At 63.0% G+C, this 18,714-nt stretch carries 16 protein-coding genes; 14 read left to right on the top strand and 2 right to left on the bottom strand.

Annotated features, from left to right (window positions below):
- Position 1: 1 nt before the first annotated feature.
- The 5 genes from K5K89_RS01585 (at position 2) to K5K89_RS01605 (ending at position 6,081) form a co-directional block, all read left to right on the top strand.
- Positions 2-850 carry an ABC transporter permease gene (locus tag K5K89_RS01585; protein ID WP_071489596.1) on the top strand — a complete coding sequence of 283 codons (849 nt, stop codon included), beginning with the start codon at positions 2-4 and terminating at the stop codon, positions 848-850.
- A 51-nt stretch (positions 851-901) separates the two neighbouring features.
- On the top strand, positions 902-1,822 hold the full coding sequence (locus K5K89_RS01590; protein WP_071489597.1) for a LysR family transcriptional regulator: 921 nt from the start codon (positions 902-904) through the stop codon (positions 1,820-1,822).
- 102 nt (positions 1,823-1,924) lie between these two features.
- Positions 1,925-3,460, top strand: coding sequence for an MFS transporter (locus tag K5K89_RS01595; protein WP_071489612.1), 1,536 nt, complete (start codon positions 1,925-1,927; stop codon positions 3,458-3,460).
- 15 nt (positions 3,461-3,475) lie between these two features.
- Positions 3,476-4,534 carry an HlyD family secretion protein gene (locus K5K89_RS01600; protein ID WP_071489598.1) on the top strand — a complete coding sequence of 353 codons (1,059 nt, stop codon included), beginning with the start codon at positions 3,476-3,478 and terminating at the stop codon, positions 4,532-4,534.
- The gene (locus K5K89_RS01605; protein WP_261400872.1) at positions 4,531-6,081 is read left to right on the top strand and encodes an efflux transporter outer membrane subunit; all 1,551 of its coding nucleotides are present in this window, start codon (positions 4,531-4,533) and stop codon (positions 6,079-6,081) included. The genes K5K89_RS01600 and K5K89_RS01605 overlap by 4 nt, the downstream gene beginning before the upstream one ends.
- Here K5K89_RS01605 and K5K89_RS01610 read toward each other — a convergent pair.
- Both K5K89_RS01610 and K5K89_RS01615 read right to left on the bottom strand, forming a co-directional pair.
- On the bottom strand, positions 5,981-6,685 hold the full coding sequence (locus K5K89_RS01610; RefSeq protein ID WP_222540735.1) for a DUF3142 domain-containing protein: 705 nt from the start codon (positions 6,683-6,685) through the stop codon (positions 5,981-5,983). The genes K5K89_RS01605 and K5K89_RS01610 overlap by 101 nt on opposite strands.
- The gene (locus K5K89_RS01615) at positions 6,682-8,850 is read right to left on the bottom strand and encodes an outer membrane assembly lipoprotein YfiO (RefSeq protein WP_222540736.1); all 2,169 of its coding nucleotides are present in this window, start codon (positions 8,848-8,850) and stop codon (positions 6,682-6,684) included. The genes K5K89_RS01610 and K5K89_RS01615 overlap by 4 nt, the downstream gene beginning before the upstream one ends.
- A gap of 168 nt (positions 8,851-9,018) precedes the next feature.
- On the opposite strand from K5K89_RS01615, the gene K5K89_RS01620 reads away from it, so the two are divergent.
- The 9 genes from K5K89_RS01620 to K5K89_RS01660 all read left to right on the top strand — a co-directional run bounded on the left by K5K89_RS01620 (position 9,019) and on the right by K5K89_RS01660 (position 18,557).
- Positions 9,019-10,623 carry a glycosyltransferase family 39 protein gene (locus tag K5K89_RS01620; RefSeq protein WP_222540737.1) on the top strand — a complete coding sequence of 535 codons (1,605 nt, stop codon included), beginning with the start codon at positions 9,019-9,021 and terminating at the stop codon, positions 10,621-10,623.
- A gap of 33 nt (positions 10,624-10,656) precedes the next feature.
- Positions 10,657-10,911 (top strand): DUF2789 domain-containing protein, encoded by a 255-nt coding sequence (locus K5K89_RS01625; RefSeq protein ID WP_058425812.1) that lies wholly within the window; start codon positions 10,657-10,659, stop codon positions 10,909-10,911.
- 271 nt (positions 10,912-11,182) lie between these two features.
- The gene (locus K5K89_RS01630) at positions 11,183-11,593 is read left to right on the top strand and encodes a MarR family winged helix-turn-helix transcriptional regulator (RefSeq protein WP_058425810.1); all 411 of its coding nucleotides are present in this window, start codon (positions 11,183-11,185) and stop codon (positions 11,591-11,593) included.
- Positions 11,590-13,668: an FUSC family protein gene (locus tag K5K89_RS01635; protein WP_092248756.1), complete on the top strand. Its 2,079-nt coding sequence runs from the start codon at positions 11,590-11,592 to the stop codon at positions 13,666-13,668. The genes K5K89_RS01630 and K5K89_RS01635 overlap by 4 nt, the downstream gene beginning before the upstream one ends.
- Positions 13,665-13,874 carry a DUF1656 domain-containing protein gene (locus tag K5K89_RS01640; protein WP_010214247.1) on the top strand — a complete coding sequence of 70 codons (210 nt, stop codon included), beginning with the start codon at positions 13,665-13,667 and terminating at the stop codon, positions 13,872-13,874. The genes K5K89_RS01635 and K5K89_RS01640 overlap by 4 nt, the downstream gene beginning before the upstream one ends.
- On the top strand, positions 13,871-14,761 hold the full coding sequence (locus tag K5K89_RS01645; protein WP_058425808.1) for an efflux RND transporter periplasmic adaptor subunit: 891 nt from the start codon (positions 13,871-13,873) through the stop codon (positions 14,759-14,761). Before K5K89_RS01640 ends, K5K89_RS01645 begins: the two co-directional genes overlap by 4 nt.
- Positions 14,758-16,200, top strand: coding sequence for an efflux transporter outer membrane subunit (locus K5K89_RS01650; protein WP_071489603.1), 1,443 nt, complete (start codon positions 14,758-14,760; stop codon positions 16,198-16,200). The genes K5K89_RS01645 and K5K89_RS01650 overlap by 4 nt, the downstream gene beginning before the upstream one ends.
- 81 nt (positions 16,201-16,281) lie before the next feature.
- Positions 16,282-16,914, top strand: coding sequence for an NADH:ubiquinone oxidoreductase subunit N (locus K5K89_RS01655; RefSeq protein WP_092248747.1), 633 nt, complete (start codon positions 16,282-16,284; stop codon positions 16,912-16,914).
- A gap of 146 nt (positions 16,915-17,060) precedes the next feature.
- A complete protein-coding gene (locus K5K89_RS01660) occupies positions 17,061-18,557 on the top strand; it encodes a YdgA family protein (RefSeq protein ID WP_222540738.1) in 1,497 nt (498 codons plus the stop codon).
- The last annotated feature ends 157 nt before the right edge of the window (positions 18,558-18,714 follow it).

Consider the following 18,714-nt stretch of genomic DNA (forward strand, 5'->3'; position numbering starts at 1 on the left):
AATGCGCGAGGAATTTGAAATCACCCTGGAACCGCTGCTCAGCGTCCCTGTGGAACGCGAGTTGCCCCTGCGACAGCGCCTGTGGCAACAAGGCTGGCTGCGCAAGGGCCTGATCCTGATTGTGCTCGCCATCCTTTGGGAAGCCGTTGCACGCTACCAGGACAACGACCTGCTGTTGCCGAGTTTCTTGCAGACTTTTCATGCGCTTTACGACGGCCTGCTCAGTGGTGAATTGCTCAGCAAAGTCAGCATCTCGCTGGCCGTGCTGATCAAAGGCTACCTGATCGGCATCGTGCTGGCGTTCGCCCTGACCACCCTGGCGGTGTCGACCCAACTGGGACGCGACTTGCTGAGTACCCTGACCTCGATGTTCAACCCGTTGCCGGCGATTGCGTTGCTGCCGCTGGCGCTGCTGTGGTTCGGCCTGGGGCAGAACAGCTTGATTTTTGTGCTGGTGCATTCCGTGTTGTGGGCGCTGGCACTCAATACTTACTCGGGGTTCCTCGGCGTGTCCGAAACCCTGCGCATGGCCGGTCGCAACTATGGCCTCAAGGGCATGCGTTTTGTGCTGTTCATCCTGATCCCGGCGGCGCTGCCGTCGATCCTCGCGGGTCTGAAGATCGGTTGGGCATTTGCCTGGCGCACCCTGATCGCCGCCGAGCTGGTATTCGGTGCCACCAGCGGCAAGGGTGGCCTGGGGTGGTACATCTTCCAGAACCGCAACGAGCTGTACACCGACAAGGTGTTCGCCGGGCTGGCGGTGGTGATCCTGATCGGACTGTTGGTGGAGAACCTGGTGTTCGACACATTCGAGCGCTTGACCGTGAAACGCTGGGGCATGCAACGTTGAATACGCTACGATTGCGTCAAATTCACGCGCCACCGATCACGAGTGCCTGGCATGCAACTACCGGACATGAACCTGCTGGTCGCCCTCGACGCCCTGCTCGACGAGGGCAGCGTGGTCGGCGCCGCGCGCCGCATGAACCTCAGCCCGGCGGCCATGAGCCGCACGCTCACGCGTATCCGCGAAGCCGTGGGCGACCCGATCCTGGTGCGCGCCGGTCGTGGCCTGGTGCCCACGCCCAAGGCCCTGCAGTTGCAAGGCCAGGTGCGCAATGTGGTGGAGCAGGCGGCGCTGCTGTTCCGTTCGGCGGACCAGGTGGACCTGAGTACCTTGCGTCGCCGCTTCAGCGTGCGTGCCAATGACTTTTTCATCGGTGTGTATGGCGGGCGCCTGTTCGACACCATGGAGCGCATGGCCCCCCTGTGCGAACTGTGCTTCGTGCCCGAAGGCGACACCGACGACGAGGCGCTGCGCGAAGGTCGCCTGGATCTGCGGGTGAGCAACACCATGCCCGCCAGCCCTGAAGTGAAGGTGCAGAACCTGTTCTCCACTACCTTCGTCGGCCTGGCGCGGGAGGACCATCCGTTGTTCGATGAGGAAATCACCGCTGCACGTTTCGCCAGCTATTCCCATATCAGCATCTCGCGGCGCGGTATTGCGCGGGGGCCGATCGATACCGCACTGAACGCCCAGGGCCTGGAACGTCGCGTGGCGATGATCGCTCCGGGCTTTCACGGTGCAATGTTCATGCTGCCCGATTCCGATTTGCTGTTGCCGGTGCCCAAGGAAGCGCTGCTGAGCGCCACGCGCCTGAAACTGCCACTGCGCGCCTTCGCCTTGCCGATCTCGTTGCCGACCCTGGTATTGGCCCAGTCCTGGCACCCGCGCTTCGACAAGGACCCCGCCCACAAATGGCTGCGTGAAACCATGCGCGAGAGCTGTCACGCCACATGGCTCGAAGCCCAGCCCGCCTGATAATTGCGTTTGGCGCACTTATATCCTGCCAACAAGTAACTTTTTGTCATGTGTGTGCCTGATTAAACTGCTCGGGTATTGATCATTCCGAGTTACCTGTTCATGACTTCCCTCGCTGCCCCCACCCTTGCGGCCGCAGCCAGACCCACTGCCATGACCCCGCCCGTATTCGGCCCGCGCATCATCATCGGCCTGGTCGGGGTGTTGCTGGCGGTGCTGGTCTCCGGTCTCAACGAGATGGTCACCAAAGTGGCTCTCGCGGATATCCGTGGCGCGCTGTACATCGGGTTTGACGAAGGCACCTGGCTGGTCGCGGCCTACACCGCCACTTCCGTGGCGGCCATGGCCTTTGCGCCTTGGTGTTCGGTAACGTTTTCCCTGCGTCGCTTCACCTTGTATGCCATCGGGTTGTTCACGGTGCTCGGCGTCCTGTGCCCGTTCGCGCCGAACTACGAAAGCCTGCTGGTTTTGCGTACCGTGCAAGGCCTGGCCGGCGGCGCGTTGCCGCCGATGCTGATGACCGTGGCCCTGCGTTTCCTGCCGGCCAACGTCAAGCTGTACGGCCTGGCCGGCTACGCACTCACCGCTACCTTCGGCCCAAGCCTCGGCACACCGCTGGCGGCCCTGTGGACCGAGTACGTCGGCTGGCAGTGGGCGTTCTGGCAAATCGTCGCGCCGTGCCTGCTGGCCATGGCCGCCGTGGCCTATGGTCTGCCGCAAGACCCGCTGCGTCTGGAGCGCTTCAAGCAGTTCAACTGGCGCGGCCTGCTGCTGGGCTTCCCGGCGATTTGCATGCTGGTGATCGGCATTCTGCAAGGCAACCGCCTGGATTGGTTCGAGTCGGGCCTGATCACCTTCCTGCTGTGTGGCGGGGGGGTGTTGCTGGTGCTGTTCATGCTGAACGAATGGTCGCAGCCCATTCCCTTCTTCAAGCTGCAAATGCTCGGCCTGCGCAACCTGGCGTTCGCCCTGATTGTGCTGGCCGGCGTGCTGATGGTGCTGACCTCGGTAATCATCATCCCATCGAGTTTTCTCGCCCAGGTGCAGGGTTACCGTCCACTGCAAACCGCGCCGGTGATGTTGCTGATGGCGATCCCGCAGTTGATCGCGCTGCCGCTGGTGGCGGCGTTGTGCAACTTGCGCTGGGTCGATTGCCGCTGGGTGCTGGGGATCGGCCTGGGCATGCTGGTGCTGTGCTGCGTGGGCAGTGCGCATCTGACGTCAGCGTGGATTCGCGACGACTTCTACGGCTTGTACCTGCTGCAAATCTTCGGGCAACCGATGGCCGTGCTGCCGCTGCTGATGCTCTCCACCGGCAGCATCCAGCCCATGGACGGGCCGTTTGCTTCGGCCTGGTTCAACACCATCAAGGGCCTGGCCGCCGTGATCGCCACCGGCGTGCTCGATACCTTGACCACCCAGCGCCTGCACTTCCACTCGACCATGTTGGTCGATCGTCTGGGCAATTCGCCCCTGGCCGATGGCGATGCGCCGGGCCTGGCGCACCGCCTGCATGAGCAGGCCGTGGTGCTGACTTCTTCGGATTTGTACTACGTCATGGCCGCGGTCGCGGTGGCGTTGATCCTGCTGATTTTCTGGATGCCCACGCGGATTTTTCCGCCGCGCGCACCGACTTGATTGAAAGGACTGTTCATGAAACGCAAAGATAAAATCGCCGTCGCCGTCATCGCCATAGTTGCCGTGGGTGTGCTGGTGTACCTGGTCGCGCCGGGCGTGTTGGGCAGCAAGCGCCAGACCACCAACGACGCCTTCGTCGCCGCTGACTTCACCCTGGTGGCGCCGCGTGTGGCCGGCTTCATCAAGGAGGTGCTGGTGGAAGACAACCAGCGCGTCAAGGCCGGCCAACTGCTGGCGCTGATCGACGACCGCGACTTCCGCGCCGCTGCCCAGGCTGCCGATGCCGACGCCTTGGTCGCCCAGGCCCAACTGAAAAACGCCACCGCGACCCTGGAGCGCCAAAGCTCGGTGATCGCCCAGGCCCAGGCCACCGTTGCAGCGGATCGCGCCGAAATGGCCTTTGCCGAACACGAACTGAACCGCTACAACCACCTCGCCGGTGTCGGTGCCGGCACCGTGCAGAACGCCCAGCAAGCCAAGACCCGCATCGACCAGGCCACCGCACGCCTGGCCAACGCTACAGCGGTGCTGGCGGCCGAGCGCAAGCAAGTGGAAATCCTCACCGCCCAGCGCGATGCCGCCGAAGGGGGGCTCAAGCGTGCCCAGGCCGCGCTGGAACTGGCCAGTTATCAACTGTCGTATACGCGCATCGTCGCGCCGGTGGATGGCATGGTCGGCGAGCGGGCGGTGCGGGTGGGCGCCTATGTCACACCGGGCAGCAAGATCCTTGCGGTCGTGCCGCTGGAGGAGGCTTACGTGGTGGCCAACTTCCAGGAAACCCAGCTTTCCCACATGCACGCCGGTCAAGCGGTGCAGGTGCGTGTCGACAGCCTGGACGGCGAGTTGCTCAACGGTCATCTTGAAAGCCTCGCGCCTGCAACCGGGGTGACCTTCGCCTCGGTCAAGCCCGATAACGCCACCGGCAACTTCACCAAAGTGGTACAGCGCATCCCGGTGAAGATCGTCCTCGAACCCAACCAGGCCCACATCGAACGCCTGCGTGTCGGCATGTCGGTGGAAGCCAGCGTCGACACCCGCCCGGTCGCGCAGCAGCGTGAGGTGGCCCAGCAATGAAGCGAGTTGCCTGGCTCACCTTGAGCCTCATCAGCCTGAGTGCCTGCACGGTCGGCCCGGATTTCCACACGCCGCAGGGCCCGCAAGTGACGCAATGGAGCGAGCCACAGGGGCGCCAGGCGGCCAACCGCGCCGTCAGTGATCCTTTGCAGGAACGCTGGTGGGATGTGTTCCGCGACGAGCAGCTTTCGGCCCTTACACGCCGTGCGCTCACCGATAACCTTGACCTGAAACTGGCCAGCAGCCGTCTGCAACAAAACCGCGCGGTACGCCAGGTGACGACCGCTGAGCGCTACCCCGAGGTCGATGCGACGGGAGCTTACCAGCGCAAACGCAACAGCGGCAAAGGCCTGAGCGACCCGTCCGGCGAGAACGGCCGTGCGGCGTTCAACCAGTGGGACGCGGGCTTCTCCGCCGCCTGGGAGCTGGATTTCTGGGGCCGGGTAAAACGCGAAACCGAAGCCGCCGACGCCACCCTGCAAGTCGCCGAAGACGACCGCCGCGCCGTGCTGCTGTCGGTACTCGCCGAGACCGCCCAAGACTACATCCAACTGCGCGGCGTGCAGAACACCCGCGCCGTCACCGAACAGAACCTCGACGTCGCCCGTCACAGCCTCAAGCTGTCGCAATTGCGCCTGGCCGACGGCGTGGCCACCGACCTGGATGTCGCCGAAGCCGCCGCCCAGGTCGCCGCCATCGAGGCGCGCCTGCCGGATCTGCAACAGCGCCAGGACCAACTGATCAACGCCCTCAGCCTGTTGATGGGGGCGCCGCCGCAAGCGCTGCACGCGCAACTGTCCAAGGACGCTGCCGTGCCGCAAACCCAGCGCCAGGTCGCGATCGGCCTGCCTTCGGAACTGGCCGAACGCCGCCCGGACATCCGCCAGGCCGAGGCCCGCCTGCACGCCGCCACCGCCAGCATCGGCGTGGCCAAGGGCGACTTCTACCCGCGCATTACCTTGTCCGGCAGCCTCGGCTCCCAGGCCATGCAACTCTCGGACTTCGGTTCCTGGAGCTCCCGTGCCTTTGCCTTCGGCCCGCAGTTCAGCCTGCCGCTGTTCAACGGCGGGCGCCTGCAAGGCATGTTGAACCTGCGCGAAGCCCAGCAACAGGAAGCGGCGCTCGCCTACCAGCAAACCGTGCTGCGCGCCTGGCATGAGATCGACGACCAGTTGACCCGCTACAACGCCAGCCAATTGCGCCGCGACAGCCTGGCCGAAGCCGTGCGCCAGAACCGGATTGCCCTGCGCACGGCGCAGCAGCAGTACGTGGAAGGCGTGGTGGATTTCGTCAACGTCCTCACCGTGCAAAGCGCACTGTTGGCCACGCAGGAGCAGTGGGTCGAAAGCTCCACCGGCGTCTCTCTGGCGATGGTTGGCTTGTATAAAGCGTTGGGCGGAGGATGGGAATCGGTGTATCCGTTGCGAACGGTGGGTGCGGCTCAGGTTAGGGATTCTGCAAAAACACCACGTACCCCCGAAACCACTCGCTCCCCTGCAAATACCCCGGCGCTTCCCACTCTCCACCCTGAATCAACCCGATCTTGAACGGCAGCCCCAGCCGATTCATGCGTGGCAAGTACGCCGCGTAATCCGGGATGCTATGGCGCCCCTGGTACGTCTGCACCACCACCTCATCCACTACACCTTTGAGTTGGGCGATGGCGGCCGGGTCGGCGTTGCTGCTCCAGTCCATCAGGCCGGTGATGCTCAGGCGCAGGTCGGCTGGCAACCGCTGGCGCAGGTCGCGCAGGAACCCGGCATATTCGTGCAGGTATTGGGTGCGCGCATCGAAGTCGATCTGGATACCGACCACCGGGTTGCCCGCGTCGCGCCAGCGTTGCACCTGACCGAGCAGTTGGCGGTAGACCGGCTCGGGCCAGCGCAGGGTGTGGGCGCGGTAGACGATCCAGATGTCGCCCTGGGTCAGGCGCGGCACGCTGATGCCCTGGGCGATCATCTGCACGCCGAGCTGAGGGGCGCGGCGAGTCGAGTTGATCTGGCCCTGGAGGATATACAGGGTCTTGGCCTGCTTGAGTACCGGCTGTGGGGTGACCCCACTCCACAGCCAGAAGGCGTCATAGTCGCGGGCGTCGACAGCGCCGAAGGCCGGGCTTGCCAGCAACAGCAAGCCGAGCCACAGGTGCTTCACCAGTAGTACTGCAGGGACTTGCCCCACTGGGTGTCGGCGAAGCCGGTTTTCAACTGGCGGAACCACGCCTTGCGCACGGCCGGCTCCACCTCGACGCCGCCGCAGCTGTTGTAGCCCGATGGCCCGTAGCAGTTGATGGCGCGGAACAATGCATAGGCTTTGTCGTTCTTCGGCGCCTTGGCGTTGCCGATCACTTGCTTGTAGCCGTCCAGGCGCGAGAAGGTTTCACCCTTGAAGTCCGACGCGGTGCTGCCCAGGCTGCCGGCGGCGCGTGCCTGTTCCAGCGGCATGCCGTCCAGGCCGTTGCGCAGGATGAACTCGCCCAGGCAGTTGAGGCCCTGTGGGTTTTTGGCATCGGCCTGCAAGGTTGCGGCGATCTGCGCGATGCTCGGGCAGGCGTAGCCGGACTCGGCTTTGTCACCGTTCCACTGGAACAGTTTCAAGGTCTGGCTGGCGCTGTAGACGTAGCCCAGGCTGGTGCCCAGCTTGTCTTCCGGGGCGCTGGCCGGCAGTTGCTTGAGGTCCTCGGCGAAGGTGGCGAACTGGCCGCGCAACAGGTCTTTGTAGAGCAGCACGAATTGTGCGGTCTGGCGTTCCAGCGGGTCGCTGGCCTGGGCGATCTGCTGGCGCAGCAACTCAGGGCCGGCGACGTTGCGCAGCAGGATGTAACGCACCTGCTTGGCGCTGATCGGCGAGTCGGCGGCGAACACCTTGGCCAACTGGCCGCTGCGTTCGTAGTTCATCGCCAGGGCCAGTTCCACCTGATCGCGTTGCAGCGGCAATTTCGCCAGGGGCAGCAGTTGCAGCCAGAGCGCTTCGGCGCCTTTCCAGTCCTTTTTCTCTTCCAGGGCGAGTGCGCGCAGTGTCTGTTGGCTGAAGGCGAAGTAATTCAGGTTCGACGGCACGCTTTGCGGCAACAGCTTCAGGGCGGCGTCCGGTTGATGCTCGCTGTACAGCGCGTTGACCGCCAGCAGGTAGTCATACAAGTCCGGCGCACTGGCGAACGCGGCTTTTTGTTTTTCCAGATCGGCGCGGGAGAGGGCGGGCTGGTTGCCGCCGCGCATCACCATCAAGTCACTGACAAACTGGATCATCGGTGTGGAGACAGTCTCGCTGTTGACCATCAGCAGCTTGAGGTCGGCTTCCTCCACCAGCTCATCCACCGACACATTGCGCTGTGTGTCAGTGGCCTGGGTCATGGCCCAGGCGTAGGCCTCGGCAAGCTTGCTGTTGTCATCCCCCAGCCAATAAACCCGGCGCAGCAGGCCTCGGGCGGAGGCCACGTAAACGCCTTGTGGATAAGTCTTCAGATAGCCGAGAAAACCTTGTTCGGCGTCGTTCAAGGCCGACTTGTCCACACGCGCGAGTTGCGGCATGCCGTATTCGTCGAAGGCCTCGGCCTGGGCCAGGTTCAAGGACGTGCGTGCCGTCATGTACAGCGCGGTTTCCTTCAGCCAAGGCAGAGGGCTGGAGCTGGCGGCGGCAAACCCCCGTTCGGCATCGCCGAAACGGCCGCTGTAGAAGTCGGCAGCGGCTTGCAGGTAAGTGCGCAACAGTTGGCCATCGGCGGACTGGATCTGCTGGGCGTCGACTACCTGGCCTTCCCAGGAGCAGGTCGTCAGCAACTGCAAGCGCGCCTTCACCAGCAACTCGCGTTCGGCCGCCGGCATGTCGGCCTTGGTCACCTGGCTGATGAACGCGGTGGCGCTGTCATCGTCGTTGCTGCGGCAGCGGCTGCCTTCGCCACTCAGAAACTCTTCCCCGGCGGTTTTGTACTCGTCACGCTTGATGCCCAGGGGCTGGAGCAGCGCGTCCAGTTCGGCAGTGCGCGAGTCGTCGGGCTTGTTATCCGGTTCTTCGTTGGTGCTCGGAATCGGCGCCAGGCGGTAGATCGGGAAGGGCACCGCGCCAAAGCCCTGTGACAGATCGTCTTCGCTCAAGGCATTGGGTGCCAGGGGCGCCGCGTTTTTATCGGCCAGCAGCAGGCGCAGGTTGACGCGACTGTCGTTGCCGGGGCTGAGGAAAGGCAGGTTGCTGCACGAATCGAGGCTGTCACGCGAAACCCGCCAGTCGGGGTAGCACGAGTCGTCGGAACTGGCCTGAGCCTGTAGGGAAATACCGGCGAGCAATGCCAGTGCCAGGGGTGACAGAAAACCGATGCGCATGACGTGTCCTTGATCCTGAGTCCTTGGAGGGGCGCAATAATAGCCTGTTCCTGCGGTTGCTTCGGAGAAGCCCTGCACAAATTGCTGATTTGTCCGATTCCAGCGGCGGATCCTGGGCTTTTGTCCTAGAGTGGCGGTGTTTGCGCTTGGGCAATCAGGGGAATTGAGGTGCGTCGGTCTGTGGTAGAGCAAAACGAAAAGGTCGGGACGTTACCGGCACTCAATCGCCTCACGTGGGAAGGTGCCGGCTGGATCAGCGGTCTCTGGTGGTTGCCGATCCTGGCGCTGGCCATGGCCCTGCGGTTTTACCACCTGACGGCGTCGGCGATCTGGGGTGACGAGGGTTCGAGCCTGCTGCTCAGCGAATACGCCGTGGGCGACCTGTGGTTCCACGCCGCACACGACGTGCACCCACCGCTGTATTTTTTCCTGCTGCGCGGCTGGATCGAGCTGTTCGGCGACAGCATCTGGTCGATTCGCGGCATGAGCGCCATTCCCGGTGTGGTCGCCGTGGGCCTGGGCGTCTGGCTGACCCGGCAACTCTCCACCCGCCGGGCGGCGGTGCTGGCGGGGATCCTGCTGGCGCTGTTGCCGACGGCGGTACGCTACAGCCAGGAAGTGCGCATGTATTCGCTGCTCGGCGTGTGGCTGCTGGGCGCCACGCTGGCGTTGGTGTACTGGGTGCGCCAGCCCGAGCGCACGCGTTATCTGGCGGCGTATGTCGTGTTGATGAGTGCCGGTTTCTACACCCACTACTTCACCGCGCTCTGTGTGCTGGTGCACTGGGCTTACCTGGGTGTGTTGTGTGGCACGGCGCCGCGAGGCCAGCGCCTGATCACGCGTCCGGCCTGGTGGGCGGCCAACGCTGCGATTGTGCTGTTGTACCTGCCGTGGCTGCCGAACCTGTTGGACCTGGTGCAGCATGTCGAACAGCTCAAGGTGGGGGGCGACATCGGTTGGGAGGATCCCGTCAGCCTGTTCTCCCTGCCGTCGATGATCTGGCAGTTCGTGCTGCAGGATGAAGGCGTCGGCTTCTGGGCGCCGCTGTTCTGGCTGTTTCCGCTGCTGCTGGTGGCGGTGGTTGTCATTACCGCCTGGCGCGATCGCGAACGCCACCGACCGGCCAGCCTGTTGTTGCTTTTTTTCCTGTTGCCACTGCTGCTGGTCTACGGCGTGTCGTTTATTTCCCCGGTGTTTATCGAACGTTACCTGACGGTGTACGCCCTGGGCTTGCCGATCCTGCTGGCGATGGCCATTGATCGTCTGCCGTCGCGGTTTGCACTGCTGGGCGCGGCATTGTTTGTGCTATTCGTCGGCGTCGAGCTGGTGGGATTGAAGAACAATTTCACCGTGGATGAGCACGACCAGTTCAATGTGCCGGTGGAGTTCGTCAACCGCAATTACCAGGAAGACGACCGCATCGTCCTCAGCGACATGTTGTGGTACCTGAGCTATGTGTATTACGACCAGACCGATGCCCAATTGCAGCTCTACACCCCACCTAAGCCGGATGGCACCTCAACCCGGCCGAATGCCTATGGTTTCGGCACCCTGGTGGACCAGGACGGCGGACGCATCTACCTCGACCGCCTGTCGGCACTGCCCGCCGAAACCCGCCGTGTGTGGCTGATCAGCAGCAATGAAGCGCCGGACGAATTCGCCCCGCTGCCCGAAGGCTGGCGCGAACTCAGTCGCCAGGATGGCGGAGGCGCCAGGGCGCGCTTGTTCGTGTTGTGCAACGTCCCGTCGGCGCAACCCGAGGGCTGCCGCTAGACTGGGTAAATGCTTTTCTATCAGGAGCCCGTCATGCAATCGCCCGTACATAGCTTGCCGTCACTGTTCAAACAGCTCGGGCTGCCCGATGACCCGGTGAGTATCGAGAAATTCGTGGCGGTGCATTCACCGCTCAAGCCGGAGCTGAACCTGGCGGATGCGTTTTTCTGGACGGACAGCCAGAAGGCGTTTTTGCGCGAGGAGATTCTGGAAGATGCGGATTGGGCAGAAGTGGTGGATGAGTTGAATCTGATGTTGCGGGGTGGGCGAGGGGTGCAAAAAACTTAGCAGAAAGGGCAAAAGTTGAAAAAATCTGGTGAAGGTTAAAAAAATCTGAGGTTTTTCCGCGTTAGTGAACTTTTCTGACGCACGGGCCTGGGGTTGATGGCGGGAATTCAGCACCGGCCCCCAAGACCCGCTTTACTTACCGCTACCACCCACCACCCATCCGCAAAATTGTTTCAAAACTTGACGCATCTGGCTTCACCTATCATATTGATAGTTAGCAAACTAACTGTATGCGAACTATCCAGTGCCTCAATCCCTCGAACAACTCCAGATGAACCTCAGCAGCAGCATGGTGGTGGGCGCCCGTAATTGGCGCAAAATCTGCCAGACCACGCTGGTGAGCTATGGCATCTCCGAAGCCTGCGCCGTGCCGTTGTTGATGATCGGTCGCCTGGGCGACGGTGTGCACCAGGTCAAAGTGGCCCAGGCCTCGGGGATGGAAAGCCCGTCGCTGGTGCGCTTGCTCGACCGGCTGTGCACCGACGGTTACGTGTGCCGTACCGAAGATATCCACGACCGTCGCGCCAAGTCCCTCAGCCTCACCGAGCGCGGCCGCGAGTTGGTACAGGCGGTGGAAGTGCAGTTGGTACGCCTGCGCAAGGAAGTGCTGGCCGACATGACCCAAGGTGATATGGAAGCCGCGCTGCGTGTGCTGCGTGCCTTCGAGGCAGCGTCGCTTTGAACGGATTTTTTACCGGTTTCCCGCCCGCTCGTGATTGGTTCTACGGGGTGCGTACCTTCGCGGCCTCGATGATTGCCTTGTACATCGCCATGCTTATGCAAATGCCACGTCCGTACTGGGCGATGGCCACGGTGTATATCGTTTCCAGCCCGTTTGTCGGCCCGACCAGTTCCAAGGCGCTGTACCGTGCCATCGGCACTTTCATGGGCGCGGCGGCGGCCGTGCTGTTCGTGCCGATGTTCGTGCAGTCGCCCTACATGCTGGTGGTGGTGATTGCCCTGTGGACGGGCACTTTGCTGTTCCTGTCGATGCATTTGCGCACGGCGAACAACTACGCGCTGATGCTCGCCGGCTACACCTTGCCGTTGATCGCCTTGCCGGTGGTGGATAACCCGCTGGCGGTGTGGGATGTCGCCGAAGCGCGTACCGAAGAAATCTTCCTCGGTATCGCCGTAGCGGCGGTGGTGGGTGCGATGTTCTGGCCGCGCCGGCTGATGCCGGTGTTCGATGGCTCGGTGGCCAAGTGGTTTGCCGATGCCCAGGTCTACAGCCAACGCTTTATCACGCGCAATGTGGCGCCTGAAGAAATCAGCACCTTGCGCGGCGGCATGGTCGCCACCTTCAACACCCTCGAATTGATGATCGGCCAGTTGCCTCACGAAGGCGCACGGCCGCAGACGGTGCGCAATACCAAGGAGCTGCGCGGGCGCATGATTCACCTGCTGCCGGTGGTGGACGCCCTCGACGACGCGCTCTATGCCATCGAACATCGCGCGCCCGAGTTCCTCGATAAAATCACGCCGCTGCTGGAAGCGACCAGCCAGTGGCTGGAGGACACCCAAGAAGCGGCGCCAATGGAACGCTGGCGCGTCCTGCGTGATCAGGTCGACGCCCTGCAACCGAGCGGCGAAGCGCTCGACGATCGTCACACGCTGCTGTTCTCCAATGCGCTGTATCGTCTGGCCGAGTGGATCGACCTGTGGCAGGACTGCCGCAGCCTGCAAGCCGCCATCCAGTGCGAAAGCCAGGACACCTGGCGCGCCGTCTACCGCCACTGGCGCCTGGGCCGGCTCACGCCGTTCCTCGACCGTGGGCTGATGTTCTACTCGGCGTTTTCCACCGTCACCGCGATCATTGTCGCGTCGGTATTGTGGATCCTGCTCGGCTGGACCGACGGCGGCAGCGCGGTGATCCTGGCCGCCGTCGCCTGCAGCTTTTTTGCCTCGATGGACGACCCGGCGCCGCAGATCTACCGGTTCTTTTTCTGGACCGCCATGTCGGTGTTGTTCGCCAGTCTCTATCTGTTCCTGGTGCTGCCCAATCTGCACGACTTTCCGATGCTGGTGCTGGCCTTCGCGGTGCCGTTCATCTGCATCGGCACGCTCACCGTACAGCCGCGTTTCTACCTGGGCATGTTGCTGACGCTGGTGAACACCTCGTCGTTCATCAGCATCCAGGGTGCTTACGACGCCGACTTCCTCAACTTCGCCAACGTCAACCTGGCCGGGCCGGTGGGCCTGCTGTTCGCCTTTGTGTGGACGCTGATCGCGCGGCCTTTCGGCGCCGAGCTGGCGGCCAAGCGCCTGACTCGTTTCAGCTGGCGCGACATCGTCAGCCTCACCGAACCCGCGACCCTGGCCGAACACCGCCACATGGCCGTGCAGATGCTCGACCGCCTGATGCAACACCTGCCGCGCCTGGCCCTGATCAACCAGGACACCGGCACCGCCCTGCGCGATTTGCGCGTGGCGCTGAACCTGCTCGATTTGCTGGCCTACTCGCCGCGCATCCTCGGCGTGCCACGGGTGTTGCTCAACCAAGTGGTGGAAGGCGTAGGCGGCTACTTCAAGGCGTGTCTCAAGGCCGGTGAACGCTTGCCCGCGCCCAGCGGTCTGCTGATGACCCTGGACCGCACGCGCCGTGCCCTCAACGGCCAAGGCCTGCAAGACGAAGACGACACCCGCCTGCACTTGCTGCACGCGCTGGCCGGTTTGCGCCTGGCGTTGCTGCCGGGTGTGGAGTTCATTGGCGGCACTGAGATGCAAGCGCCGCTGCCTGATGGAGCGCCTTTATGATCGGTGATCTGGATATCAGCGGGGTGTTCCTGCCCACGCTGCTGGTGCTGATGGGCATTACGTATGTGTTGTTCCTGGTGGTGCACGGGTTGTTGACCCGCCTCCACTTCTATCGCCTGGTCTGGCACCGGGCATTGTTCAATGTGGGGCTGTACGCGCTGTTGCTGGGCGCGGTGGACTCACTCAGTCGATACCTGATGACATGAAAAAACCTTTTTTGACCATCGGCCGTGTAGTCCTCACGTTGTTGATCGTGACGTTCGCGGTCGTCGTGGTGTGGCGCATGGTCATGTACTACATGTTTGCCCCCTGGACCCGTGACGGCCACATCCGTGCCGACATCGTGCAGATCGCTCCGGACGTGTCCGGGCTGATCCAGCGCGTGGACGTGCACGACAACCAGTTGGTGACCAAGGGCCAGGTGCTCTTCGCCGTCGATCAGGACCGCTTCAAGCTGGCCTTGCGCCAAGCCCAGGCCGCCGTGGCCGACCGCCAGGAAACCCTGGCCCAGGCCCAGCGCGAGTACAAGCGTAACCGAGGCCTGGGCAACCTGGTGCCCAGCGAGCAACTGGAAGAAAGCCAATCCCGCGTGGCCCGTGCCCAGTCGGCCCTGGCCGAAGCCCAGGTGACGGTGGATTCCGCGCAACTGAACCTCGACCGCTCGGTGATCCGCAGCCCCGTGGACGGCTACGTCAACGACCGTGCGCCGCGTACCCAGGAGTTCGTCACCGCCGGGCGCCCGGTGCTGTCGGTGGTGGACAGCAATTCGTTTCATATCGACGGCTATTTCGAAGAAACCAAGCTCGACGGTATCCATGTCGGCATGGGCGTGGACATCCGGGTGATCGGCGACAACGCCCGCCTGCATGGCCACGTGCAAAGCATCGTCGCCGGTATCGAAGACCGCGACCGCAGCAGTGGCTCCAATCTGCTGCCCAACGTCAATCCGGCGTTCAGCTGGGTGCGCCTGGCCCAGCGGATTCCGGTGCGTATCGCCTTTGACGATGTGCCGGCGGACTTCCGCATGATCGCCGGGCGCACGGCCACCGTCTCGATCATCGGCGACAAGGTTAAAGACGGAGACAAGCCATGAAGCAGCTGCTGGCCACCGCTACGCTGGGGTTGCTGCTGTCGGCCTGCCAAGTGGTGGGGCCGGATTACACGCTGCCGGAAAAGTCCGCCATCAACCGGAGCGACCTGCAAGGGCAGATTGCCGGCGAGGGTGGCAACGTCGTCTCGGCCCCGGTGCCGGCCGACTGGTGGAAGCTGTACAAGGACCCGCGCCTGGATGAACTGGTGCGCCAGGCCATGGCCTCCAACACCGACTTGCGGGTGGCCGCCGCCAACCTGCAGCGCGCGCGGTTCCAGACCCAGGAAGCTGAGTCCGCGGGCGGCTGGAGCGCGGGCGCCAAGGCCGAGGCCCAGCGTCTGCAGGAATCCGGCGAGGCGTTTTTGCTGACGGAAAAAGTCCCGGTGGCCAACATCGGCAGCGTGGGGATCACCACCTCGTACCAGTTCGATTTGTTCGGCGCCTTGCAGCGCGGTATCGAAAGCGCCCAGGCCAACGCGGATGCGGCTCAGGCCGCTGCCGACATCGCCCGCATCACCCTGGTGGCGGATGTCGTGCGTTCCTACACCCAGGTGTGCGCAGCCAATGAAGAGCTGGCCATCGCCAACGAGTCCCTCGATCTGCAAGCCCAGAGTACTAAGCTGACGCAGCGCCTGCGTGATGCCGGACGGGGCGATGAAACCCAGGTCACCCGTTCGCAGACCCAATACAAATCCCTGCGCGCCGACATGCCGCGCTACGAAGCAGCGCGCCAGGCCGGACTGTTCCGCCTGTCGATGCTGCTGGCCAAGCCGGTGGATCAATTGCCGGCCGGCACCGGCACTTGCGCCGAGCTGCCGCATATCGCGCAATTGCTGCCGGTGGGCGATGGCGCTGCGCTGCTCAAGCGCCGCCCCGATGTGCGCCAGGCCGAACGCCAACTGGCCGCCGCCACGGCGCGTATCGGTGTGGCCACCGCTGCGCTGTACCCGGACATCAGCATTGGCGCCACCGTGGGTACCGTCGGCATACTGGACGACTTGGGCACGGCGCCCACCAACCGCTGGGGCTTCGGCCCGATGATCAGCTGGACGGTGCCGACCAACGGCGCCCGCGCACGCATCCACGAAGCCGAAGCCGCCACCCAGGGCGCCCTGGCCCACTTCGACGGCGTGGTGCTCAATGCCATCCGCGAAACCCAGACCGGCCTGGCGCAATACACCGCGCAACTGCAACGCCGTGATGCCCTGAATGAGGCCGGCGAGTCGGCGAAGGAAGCGGCGGGCCAGACCCATCGCTTCTTCCAGGCCGGTCGCGCGTCGTTCCTGGCCGACCTGCAAGCCACCCGCACCTATACCGATGTGCGCGCCCAGCTGGCGGCGGCCAACACCCAGGTTGCCATGAGCCAGATCGATCTGTTCCTGGCCCTGGGCGGCGGCTGGGAAAGCGGACGAACGCAAGCGTCACAGCCCGGCAAACCCTGAGCTAAAAGCTATGCTTGGTCAGGTGGGGCGCCGTGACGCTCCACCTGACACTGCTCGCGTTTGCTCATGGGGATTCCAATAATGAAAAACCCTTATGCTCCCGCTTTCTGGTGCGTGCTCTTCGCACTGGTGCTGTTATCGGCTGCTTATTTCTACGGCGTCATGCTGGCTCACCAACTCGACAAGGCCATGGTGTTTCTCGACAGCGCTTGCCTGGTGATCGGCACCCTGTCCATCGGTGTGGTGGCCTGGGCCTCCTACCAAAATCAGCGGGTGAAGCGAAAGCTCCTCGAACAGGGCAAGACCCGTGTCGCGATCTGGGACACCAAGGTCGCGTTGCGCCGGGTCGAGACGGTGTTCGACCGCTATTTCTGGGGCAGCTATTGGCAGCCGGGGCGTACCTTCCAGGAAGTCATGGGCGACCTCACCGGCACCCCCCTGGAAAAAAGCCTCGAAGTCCTGAAAAAACAGTGCGTGGCGCTCGATAAACAAGTTGCCGAAGGTAGGCACTGGCTGAATAACGCGCGGGAATTGTCCGACGTAGCCACGCAAATGGCCCGCGAGCGCTACCAGTTGGACTTCTGCGACCCCAAGGCCGATACCCCCGGCAACGCCGTGATACACCGCGAGTTTGAGGTGCTGGTGTACACCTGGACGGCGCGGCTGAAGAGTTTTGACCACCAGTTGGATGAAATTGAGTTGGAGTACTCCTGAACTACTGCTGAACTGATCCCTCTGAAAAGCTGGGCCGTTCGCGGCCCCCAGTGCTAATCTTCCCCCGTTTTCGGCGGGCTTGAGCCAATCCCCTCGGGGTTCAAGGAAGACAGCCCACTTCTCACAGGATTTGATCAGGTCACTTCATGAATAAGCCAGCAGTCGTTCTTTTGGGTTTTGTTGTCGCCGTGGGCGTCGTCAGTGCAGGCGGTGCCTGGTACACCGGCAAGCAGTTGGAGCCGGTGCTGCAAACGGCCGTGCAGGACGCCAACAAGGAACTGCAACGCTCCATGGCCGGCGTCGACGGCACCGTTTCCCTGGAGCTGGTGTCCCTGGACCGTGGCCTGTTCAGCAGTACCGCGCACTATCGCCTCAAGGGCCAGGGCTCGGTCTTCGGCGAACAGAACCCGAACCCCGAGCTGCTGATTGTCGACCATATCGAACACGGCCCGCTGCCGTTCTCGCGCCTGGTGTCGTTGAAATGGCTGCCGGTCATGGCCACCAGTCACTATGCACTGGAAAAGAACGCCACCACCGAGAAGTGGTTCGCTGCCGCCAAAGATGTATCGCCGCTCAAAGGCGTGGCCAATATCGGCTACAGCCGTTCGGTGAACGGCAATCTCGAACTGTTGCCCCTGGCGTTCAAGGACAAAACGTCCTCTGTGGACTTCTCCGGCCTCAACCTGGATTTCGACAGCACTGCCGAAGGCAAGAAGGTCAAGGTGGATGGCTACGTGAACAGCCTCAAACTGGCCGTTGTCGACGCCAATGGCGCGCCATTCGACGCTGAGTTCGCCGGCCTGACTGTGGCCAGCAACCTGGAGAAATCCACCTTCGGCTTCTATACCGGCCAGAACACCATCGAGCTGAGCGACACCAAAGTCACCTTCGGCCCGCAGAAAGCCGTGCTGACCCTCAAGGGCTTCGAGCAGAAAGACTCCAGCGAAGTCAAAGACAACAACATGGCCGGCCGCGTCGATTACAAGATCGACGAGATCGGCTACCAGGGCAAACCGGTCGGCTCTGCCGCCATGGCCCTGAGCCTGAAGAACATCGATGTGCCTTCGGGCCTGGTGCTGACCAAGCTGTACCAGGACAAGATGCAGCCGGTGCAGGCCGCTGCCGCTGCCGGACAACCGGTGCCGGAGCTGCAACTGACCGAAGCCGAGCAGGCCCTGGCCGAAGCCAACGTCAACCAGTTGCTGGCTGCCAAGCCGCACCTGGCGCTGGAAAACCTGTCGCTGAAAACCACCCACGGCGAGAGCAAATTCAACCTGGTGCTGGACTTTGCCAAACCGACCTCCATGGAGCTGCCGCCGGTTGAACTGGGCAAGCAGATGGTCTCGCTGCTGGACGCCAACCTGACCCTGTCCAAGCCGATGATCGCCGACGTGGCGGCCCTGCAAGCGCAGGTCGGCGGTGTGACCGATCCTAAAGCCATCGAGCAGCAATCCCAGATGGCCAGCGAAATGGTCAGCGGCATGGCCGTGGGTACGCAACTGGCAACCCTGGTGGGCAGCGATGTGGTGTCCAAGCTGCACTACGCCAACAATGAAGTGACTTTCAACGGCCAGAAAATGACCGTCGAGCAATTCATCAGCTTCGTGATGTCCAAAGTCGGTGCGGTTGGCGGCGCGCAGTAAAAATTTCGTCATCACCCTGAAATAAAAAATGGGGGAGCGGGGTTAGCTGCGATAAAGGTCAAACCGTCGACACCTATGTCGACTGGCAACCCTCTATCGCAGCTAACCCTGCTCCCCCATTCGTATTTCAGATTTGCAGTGCAATTCTGAACAATTG

The organism is Pseudomonas sp. DR208 (assembly GCF_019823005.1).
Classification (GTDB): Bacteria; Pseudomonadota; Gammaproteobacteria; order Pseudomonadales; family Pseudomonadaceae; genus Aquipseudomonas; species Aquipseudomonas extremorientalis.